Below are 426 nucleotides of genomic sequence, written 5' to 3' on the forward strand. Positions count from 1 at the left end.
CTGCCACTGCCACGCGGCACCAGAGCGACGAAGGCGCCCGCCTGCAACGACAGGCTGCGCCGGCGCTGGGCCTTAGCCAGCGCCTCGCCGTCGACCAGCCGGGGAAAGCCCGCCGCCTCGCTGACCTCACGCACCTGCGTATGGCGCGCCACCCAGGCGAGCAACAGGCCCAGTGCCGTGGCGTCCAGCACCCCGCTGGGCAACGGCAGGCCGTCCAGGCTGTCCGCGCCACCTTCGTCGAACAGGCTGCGCAGCAGACGCCAGTTGCCACGCACCTGCTGCGGATCGATGACCAGCAACTGGGCCTGGCCATCGGCAGTCGGCTGCAGGCTGGCCTCGTAATACATCAGGGGGCCGCAGATGGCCCGCGATGCGCCACCATCCAGCTGCTGGCGACCACAGATCGGCAGCACGCCGTAGATCAGT

At 70.4% G+C, this 426-nt stretch carries 1 protein-coding gene; it reads right to left on the reverse strand.

Features of this window, described 5'->3' with window-relative positions:
- Positions 1-426: hypothetical protein (locus J0A65_RS25970; RefSeq protein ID WP_206597078.1), on the reverse strand; the 426-nt coding region annotated here is incomplete at both ends.

It is taken from the genome of Bowmanella yangjiangensis (genome assembly GCF_017255015.1).
GTDB lineage: Bacteria > Pseudomonadota > Gammaproteobacteria > Enterobacterales > Alteromonadaceae > Bowmanella > Bowmanella yangjiangensis.